This is a genomic window from Methanoculleus sp. UBA374 (assembly GCA_002508705.1).
Lineage (GTDB): Archaea > Halobacteriota > Methanomicrobia > Methanomicrobiales > Methanoculleaceae > Methanoculleus > Methanoculleus palmolei.
On sequence record DAYL01000011.1, the window covers coordinates 52,600 to 60,354 of the forward strand.

A 7,755-nucleotide genomic window follows, 5' to 3' on the forward strand; every position below is an offset into this window, starting at 1 on the left:
GTTAGATCCTGAATATCTGGGCATGGGGCACGTCGCCGATCATGATGCAGTCCCCCTCGGCAACGAGGCCCATGGAGACGGCGAGGGCTACGACGCGCTTCCCGATAATGTTAACGTTTGTCGCGCCGGCGAGAGCCCCCCTGACCTCTTCTTCGTCGGCACGCGTTGTGCCGTAAAAATCTCCGGTGATGCAGACCTCTACGTCTCCATGCATCAGGGTGACATCCAGGAGTTCGGAGTCGCAGGCGGCCACCACGTCACCGGCACCCGGTATGTGGTGCACTTTCAGGTACATTGCAGATCTCTTGGACGGGAGTCGTCAAAAAGGTGCGCTGTTCCATTAAGGAAGGACGATATTCACGCCATAGGTGCGCGAGGGGGCCTCTGCATGGATGCGCCAGGCGTCCTCCTCGGTGATGAGCCCCTCTTCAAGATACCGGCGCGTGAACCGCGGGACCGATTTCGGTCCGAGGACGGCGCCGGGCCGTGCGTTTTCGTCCATGTAGTCGCTCTCCATGGTGAACAGCCGCCCGGCGCGGGCGAGTGCGGGGATATCTTCGTGCCGTGCGATGAAGGAGGGCGCAAGAGGCGTATCGGAGGTTGCAAAGTGTTTGACGACCCGCTCAACCGGTATTCCTGCCCGCCGGGCCATCTCGACGACGTCGGTGCAGGGCCCGCTCTCGGCGTGGAGCTGGACGGCGCAGCCGCATGCCGCCCCGAGTTCGAGGGCGTGGAAGAGGACCGCGTTTGAGGCGGCAAGCACCTCCGGTGTCGTCTCGTAGTGCGGCCGCCCGCTCTTTAAGGCGACGGCTTCTCCCTCCTCGACGTAGCGGGCCGCGAGGTCGAGCCCGGCCGTCATGACGGAGACGGCCTCATCGAGGCTCATCCGTTCGGAGAGACGGCTGATCTCCGCCGGGTGGACGCCGAGGATGGGATAGACGACGAGCCCGGCCTCCCGGACCATATCGGCAACCCGGAGAGTCTCCCGGAAGACTCCCCGGTAGTCTTCGCCCGAGGAGGGCTTGATCCCGAACGACCAGGAGGGCTTCGAGACGAGGAAGATGTGCGTCCCTCCGCTGCGGCGGAAGTCCTTCGCGGCCTCGACGCCCCGGCCGTTCGCCGGGTCGATGTGGATATGGTCGTCAGTGATCGGTATCGCGGGGAGTTTCATGGATCTCAAGAATCTCCATCATGGGGTAGTCGTTCTCGAGGTGCAGCCGGGCCCGGCAGACGGCCGTCCCTACCTCTGTCGTGATCTCGGCGTCGAACATCCGCCCGGCAAGTTCCGAGTAGCCGAACCGGTTCGAGACCATCATCTCCCGGTTCAGCCGGACGCGGATTCCCGTCACGTAGGGCTGAAGGCCGACGGCCTGCTCAATTGCGGTCTCAACCGTCGCGGCCGTCTCGCGGGAGATGGGCGTCCCAACGAACTGGTGGTAGAGGGCGCCGAGTTTGATCCCGGCTTCGAACGCCGCCCTCTCGCGGTCGGTGGTCATGATAGTATATTGTCGTTATGGTGTAATAAGGGGCTGTCGTCCGGCGGGAGAGGGACGGTGGCTACCTCCGGACACCCTGACGGAAGCGGGTATCATGGAGAGATTTCAACAGAGCCATCAGATCCATTCAATTAAGTAATATCCATATAAATATTCGTTATATTTATAGCATGGAAAATTAAACTGGATATTACATCTACCGCAAGTTTCGGTGTCCAGTATTATGAAAGGATGAATTTTCAGGCGTTTTGTAATGTCGGAGACTCTTTCCGGGGTGACCTATGGTAAAAGGAATCTGGAGTATATTTCTTGTTTTAACGACTACGGCATGTCTGCTGGCGGCCGGTTGTGTTACTACGAATAGTGCGGCAAACAACACGGACGCTCAGATCACGTTCACCGATCTGGCGGGGCGCGAAGTGACGCTTGATTCCCGGCCGGAAACAATCGCGGTCGGGTTTTATATCGTCAACTACCTGATGGTCGGCGGCGATGACGCCCTGGATAAACTGGTCGGTCTGGCCATGGATTCCTGGGACGGCACAAGATACGGCGAATATGCGGTATTTACCTCGACATACCCGAAACTTCTGGAAGCAAACGGCGAGATCGTTAACATAGGAAGTTATCACGACGATACCCTGAACACCGAGAAGATCCTGCAGTTGAAACCCGACGTCCTGCTGCTCTCCCCGTCACAGTATTCCGCCAATAACGAGCAGGTAAAGACGTATGAGAACGCCGGCATCAACGTCGTCGTCATCGACTTCAACTCGAACACCCTTGAGACGCATACCCGGAGCAACCGCATTCTGGGGATGCTCCTCGGCAAGGAAGATGTTGCGGAGGAACAGATCGCGGCATACACCGCTGCCGTTAACGACATTACCTCACGTCTTGCCGACGCAAACGTCGAGAAGAAAGCCGTCTACGTTGAACTCGGAAACAAAGGTCCGGGCGACTATGGAAACTCCTACTCCAATACCATGTGGGGGTCGTTTGCTACGCAGGCCGGCGGGATCAACATTGCCGACGGTCAGATTGAAAAATACGGCTCTTTAAACCCGGAATACGTCATTGCATCCAATCCGGACGTAATCTTCATTGGAGGAGCGATCTGGTCGGGAGATACCAACGGGGACCAGATGCGCATGGGGTACACCATCAGCGAAGAAACCGCCCGGGAACGCCTGAAGAAGTTTACTGAACGACCCGGCTGGAACGTGATTACCGCCGTCAAAGAGGGAGAGGTATACGGCATCGACCACGGCGGGCTTCGTACCATGATCGACTACGTCTATCTCCAGTACATCGCCAAAGCGCTGTATCCGGAACTTTTCGAAGACCTTGATCCGCAGGCGACTATGGAGGAATTCTACGAGAAGTATCTGCCCGATCTCGATTACACGGGCACCTTCATGATCAAACTCGATGCAACGTAAGTCGGGCAGACAATGGCGGACAGAGACGGAGCGGCGATCTATCAGGCCATCGTCCGGAAACGTGCGATAGTCTGCATCGGCAGCCTGATAGGTCTGGTGCTCCTCGTCCTGGCGGACCTTATGATCGGCCCTTCGTGGATACCGATCCATGACGTTGTGACCACGCTTTTTGACGGGCCGAACGGCGAGACGACCAGCACTGCCATCGTGTGGTCTGTTCGCCTGCCGATGACGTTTACCTGCATCTTCGTCGGTGCATCGCTCGGTCTTGCCGGAGTCAAGGTCCAGACAATCTGCAACAACCCCCTTGCAAGTCCGTATACCCTCGGACTTACCTCCGGGGCGGCATTCGGCGCTGCAACCGCAATATTCACCGGGTTCAGCATTGCCGGGATTTTATGGCTCGGGACCGCTGTTCTCGCGTTTATTTTTGCCGGCGGGGTATCTCTCGCGATCTACATGGTCGGTAAAATGAAGGGAATGTCGACAATTACCATCATTCTCGCCGGTATCGTGATGAACTTCTTCTTCGTCGCCCTTCAGCAGCTTCTCCAGTACAAAGCATCCGCCGAAGTAGCGCAACTCATAGCAAGCTGGACGTTCGGCAGCCTTACCCGTTCATCGTGGACCAGTGTCGCCGTGAGCGGATGTATCCTGGTTGTCTGTGCTATTTTTGTCACCAGGTATGTCTGGCAGCTGACCGCACTCACCACAAGCGAAGAGAATGCAAAAAGTCTCGGCGTCGATACGGAATCGGTCAGGCTCAAGATGTTCATGAGCGCCTCCCTCCTCACCGCGGGAGCCGTCTCTTTCATTGGAACCGTCGGCTTTGTCGGGCTTGTTGCACCTCACTGTGCACGGCTCCTGGTTGGTGAGGATCAGCGGTATCTGATACCCGCCTCAGTGATATTCGGGTCGCTGCTGATGCTTGCCGCATCGATTACGGCAAAACTCATCGGCGGCGGGTCGATGATCCCGGTGGGGATCGTCACGTCGCTTGTCGGGGTCCCGGCTCTCTTCATCCTTCTCATGAAGACCAGGAGGTGGGAATGACAACGCTTGACCTGGATAACGTGGGTGTCTCTTTCGGGAACAATATCGTCCTGGAAGAGATCACCACCACGTTTAAAAGCGGCGAGATGACCGCCGTTATCGGCCGTAACGGGATCGGCAAGACCACCCTTCTCAAAGCAATCGGAAACCAGATTAAACGAACCGGGACGATCACCTTTGATGACGGGAATGCGCGGGCCCTGTCGTTCGACGACATCTCGTATGTCCCTCAGATGAGTTCAACGCAGACTCGCCTGACCGTCTTCGAGATGGTTCTCATCGGGCTGTTGCGCGATTTAAGATGGAAGGTCACTCTCGAACAGATCCAGGCCGTTACCGGGGTCCTTGGGGAATTGAATATCCTGCACCTGAGCGAACAACCGTTCTTCAGTCTGAGCGGCGGGCAGCGCCAGCTGGTTATTCTTGCACAGGCGCTTGTTTCCCGGCCAAAAATTCTCCTCCTAGACGAACCTACCAGTGCGCTCGATCTGCGCCATCAACTCATCATCATGGACCTTGCCCGCAACTACACGCACAGCCACGATGTGATCACCATCTATGTTGTCCATGACCTGAATCTGGCCGCCAGGTACAGCGATTCGATTATTCTCTTACACGACGCAAAGATAAGAGCCCACGGCACGGCGGATGAGGTGTTGCGATCCGAATTGCTTGAAGCTGCGTATAACGTCCGACTCGATATCGAGAAGACGGGTGCCGGATATCTCACCATCACCCCCATAGAACCGCTCTAACGATGTGAACAAGGATGAGACGATTGAACGATGCAGAGATCAAATCGGCGATCATCAAAAAATGGGATACCGACGCCGAGTATTATGACACACATGTATCTCACGGGATACAGACCGTTGAAGAGAAAGACCTCTGGGCCGACCTTTTTCGAGAGTTGATCCGTTCCGGATCGCGGGAGGTTCTGGACGTAGGGTGCGGTACCGGTGCGATGGCGCTTATTCTTGCCGAAATGGGGCACATCGTGAAAGGTATCGACCTCTCCGAAGGCATGATGGACGTCGGGAGAAAGAAAGCCGAAGCCCGGGGAGTTGTCGTTGATTTTTCAAGAGGAGATGCAGAATCGCTGTCTTTTGCGGATGATACGTTCGACGTCGTCGTGAACCGGCACCTGCTCTGGACGCTACCCCATCCGGAAAAGGCATTGTCCGAGTGGAAACGGGTCGTCAGACCTGGCGGGATGGTCGTTGTTATCGACGGACTCTGGGACGACGGGTCGCCGGGCACAAAATTCAGGCAGTCTCTTGGAAGATGCTTATCGAAGATTTTCAACCCGGATACGCGGGGTGCAAGCGGATATTCCGAAGAACTGTCCGGGTCCCTTCCGCATGCGGGCGGAGTCTCGATGAATGAGGCACAGAACTTTTTTGTGAGGGCAGGTTTTTCCGATATATCGGTAAAAAAGCTGCATACTATTCGTGAAAATCAGAGATCTCGCAAGGAATGGTATCAGAACCTCGGGTACGACTGGGAATACTATGCGATCTCCGGAACTAAAAGGGAGTGATGCCGACATGGACGACTCTACGCTGAAGGAGCGGATCACCACCCGCTGGGACAAAGGGTCCTGGCACTACGACTCACACGTAGCGCACGGGATCGGGACCCCTGACGAAAAACGACTCTGGATGGATGCGTTCTCTGCAGTTCTTCCGGACCGTCGATCAATCGTTCTCGATGTCGGGTGCGGCACCGGCGCCATGGGGCTGATCCTTTCGGAGATGGGGCATACGGTAACCGGGCTGGACCTCTCCGAGAAGATGATGGAGATCGCCGGGGAGAAAGCGAAGGCGAACGGGTTGTCCATGACGTTTGAGAGGGGCGACGCCGAAGAGACGCCGTTTGAAAACGACGCCTTCGACGTCGTCGTGAACCGGCACCTGCTCTGGACGCTCCCCCATCCGGAAAAGGCATTGTCCGAGTGGAAACGGGTTGTCGGACCAGGCGGTATGGTCGTTGTCGTCGACGGACGCTGGGACGACGGAAGGCCCATGACGAAGTTCAGGCGGGCTCTCGGATTGAAACTGGAACAGTTGTTTATTCCTCAGTTGAGGAACGCCGTATGCGGATACGATGAGACGGTGCAGGCGGCTCTTCCGAACATGGGCGGCGTTCCCGAAGACCGCGCTCTGAAGTATTTTGTAGATGCCGGTTTTTCAAACGCAAAAATCCACGACCTCGGCGCTATTCGCAGTAATCAGCGTAAGCAGTTGAAGTGGTATCAGAAGGTCAGTCCGATCACCAGTTACTATATGGTGACCGGCGTCAAGGCCTGGGATGGGGAAGAAAATGCCTCCAGCGGGATTTAATATCCGTCCTATTTCTCTATGTTCTTCGGCTGCTCACAAAACGAAGCAATCATTCCCGCTCCGGGGGTAAGACGGGAGCAAGAAGGTGCACCCGGGGGGAGGGGAGAGAAGAGAATCTTGTCCTTGCTCCTGCTCATACACCCGCCGGAACTCCGCCCGTGAAATTCCTGCCTGCGTACAGATCTGCGTACAGATGGCTCACAGGGTCGAACCTTTGAGTTTAAGATGATTCGGCATCGTGAGAGGCGTCGTTGTGCCGTCCGGATTGTTGCGGACAGGTGCGATGTGGTTCGCCCTCCTGACGACGCGAAAAACGAACGCTTCCAGCGTCTTCAACACTTTCCGCCGGGGTGCATTGTGCGGGAACTTTATCAAGGGTAACCTGAAGAGCATCGGGATGACCTCATGAAAAATCAGGTATTTTTCGTGGCTTTTTGACTGATGACCCGGATAATGATGCTCGTGAATAAAAGGGCAAAAAATAGCCACTGTCTGGGGGAGTCATAATGGCCGCTTTGTGTATATTCGTAAAAGTTTGCGACGAGAAGAATTACTGCAAGAGCGAGTACCAGTTTCCATAGTAACGGCAGATAATTGCGAATCATAATCACCACAAAAATAATGGGATGTTTAAATGTATATATAGTCAACCTCTACAAGTATGGGGGCAGAGGGATGCGGTTCGGGAACAAGCCAGATATCGAGGTAACAATCCCCTGGTTCGAAATCGTAGTGATCAGGTATAGCTTGGAGAGCCACAGCCACTAAACTGAGAATTACTCCGGGTAGCACACCGAAAAGCATAGCAATTGCTGCAAGAGCAGCAGTGCCCCACATAAGATCGCTATACTTCACGTCATTGAAAACTAAAGTCGATCCTGATGGGGCCAGACTCGGGAAGTCAATCTTTGTTTTATCACTTGTTAGGCCAATATCGCTCGTACTAGTAAGATCGCTGATATCAGGACTCTCGGTTTTCGGAAGGGTCACTATATCGCTTGACGCCTTTACAACTCCGTTTTTAACCACCATCTGCTCAACTTTGAGTGTGATAGCATCGGAGCTTTCCGAGACCACTTGCGCATCGATTACCGAACGATAGTTTGTACCAACCGATTCGATATGGTAAGAACCATTTTCGGAGTAATAGCCACTAACTTGCTGGTCTGCGCAAATTCGCTCAAATTTTCCGCTGATCCCTGATTCTGCATCGAATTTGACGTTTCCATTAAAGAAGATCGTGTCTCCAACTTTCTTGTAGTCACACAGTTCTGTGTCAATGCTGTTTACTTTTATACCCATGTTTTGCAGCAATTCTTCTTCAAAGTGCTTTTCACTCTGTGCAGCCACAGCCGGCACCATCGCGACACTCACCAGCAGCACGGCGAAGAGCGTGGAGAGCGCCCGCATTCCAATGTTTCC

The 7,755-nt window shown here is 54.9% G+C and carries 9 protein-coding genes; 5 read left to right on the forward strand and 4 right to left on the reverse strand.

The window, feature by feature from the left end:
• Position 1: 1 nt before the first annotated feature.
• Genes BRA42_RS03060 through BRA42_RS03070 form a run of 3 tightly spaced genes read right to left on the reverse strand, consistent with a single transcriptional unit; the run spans position 2 to position 1,496 of the window.
• Positions 2–295 (reverse strand): DUF424 domain-containing protein, encoded by a 294-nt coding sequence (locus tag BRA42_RS03060; protein ID WP_292408476.1) that lies wholly within the window; start codon positions 293–295, stop codon positions 2–4.
• A 45-nt stretch (positions 296–340) separates the two neighbouring features.
• A complete protein-coding gene (locus tag BRA42_RS03065; protein WP_292408474.1) occupies positions 341–1,171 on the reverse strand; it encodes a TatD family hydrolase in 831 nt (276 codons plus the stop codon).
• Positions 1,143–1,496, reverse strand: coding sequence for a dihydroneopterin aldolase family protein (locus tag BRA42_RS03070; RefSeq protein ID WP_292408471.1), 354 nt, complete (start codon positions 1,494–1,496; stop codon positions 1,143–1,145). Before BRA42_RS03070 ends, BRA42_RS03065 begins: the two co-directional genes overlap by 29 nt.
• A gap of 281 nt (positions 1,497–1,777) precedes the next feature.
• Here BRA42_RS03070 and BRA42_RS03075 point away from each other — a divergent pair, with 281 nt between their 5' ends.
• The 5 genes from BRA42_RS03075 to BRA42_RS03095 are packed head-to-tail and all read left to right on the forward strand — an operon-like array spanning position 1,778 to position 6,333.
• Positions 1,778–2,938 (forward strand): ABC transporter substrate-binding protein, encoded by a 1,161-nt coding sequence (locus BRA42_RS03075; RefSeq protein WP_292408468.1) that lies wholly within the window; start codon positions 1,778–1,780, stop codon positions 2,936–2,938.
• 12 nt (positions 2,939–2,950) lie between these two features.
• Positions 2,951–3,991, forward strand: coding sequence for a FecCD family ABC transporter permease (locus tag BRA42_RS03080; RefSeq protein WP_292408466.1), 1,041 nt, complete (start codon positions 2,951–2,953; stop codon positions 3,989–3,991).
• Positions 3,988–4,746, forward strand: coding sequence for an ABC transporter ATP-binding protein (locus BRA42_RS03085; protein ID WP_292408463.1), 759 nt, complete (start codon positions 3,988–3,990; stop codon positions 4,744–4,746). Before BRA42_RS03080 ends, BRA42_RS03085 begins: the two co-directional genes overlap by 4 nt.
• A 14-nt stretch (positions 4,747–4,760) precedes the next feature.
• Positions 4,761–5,531: a class I SAM-dependent methyltransferase gene (locus BRA42_RS03090; protein ID WP_292408460.1), complete on the forward strand. Its 771-nt coding sequence runs from the start codon at positions 4,761–4,763 to the stop codon at positions 5,529–5,531.
• A gap of 7 nt (positions 5,532–5,538) precedes the next feature.
• A complete protein-coding gene (locus BRA42_RS03095; RefSeq protein WP_292408457.1) occupies positions 5,539–6,333 on the forward strand; it encodes a class I SAM-dependent methyltransferase in 795 nt (264 codons plus the stop codon).
• A gap of 630 nt (positions 6,334–6,963) precedes the next feature.
• Here BRA42_RS03095 and BRA42_RS03100 read toward each other — a convergent pair.
• Positions 6,964–7,755 (reverse strand): hypothetical protein (locus BRA42_RS03100; protein WP_342772080.1); only part of this gene is annotated, 792 nt, incomplete at its 5' end.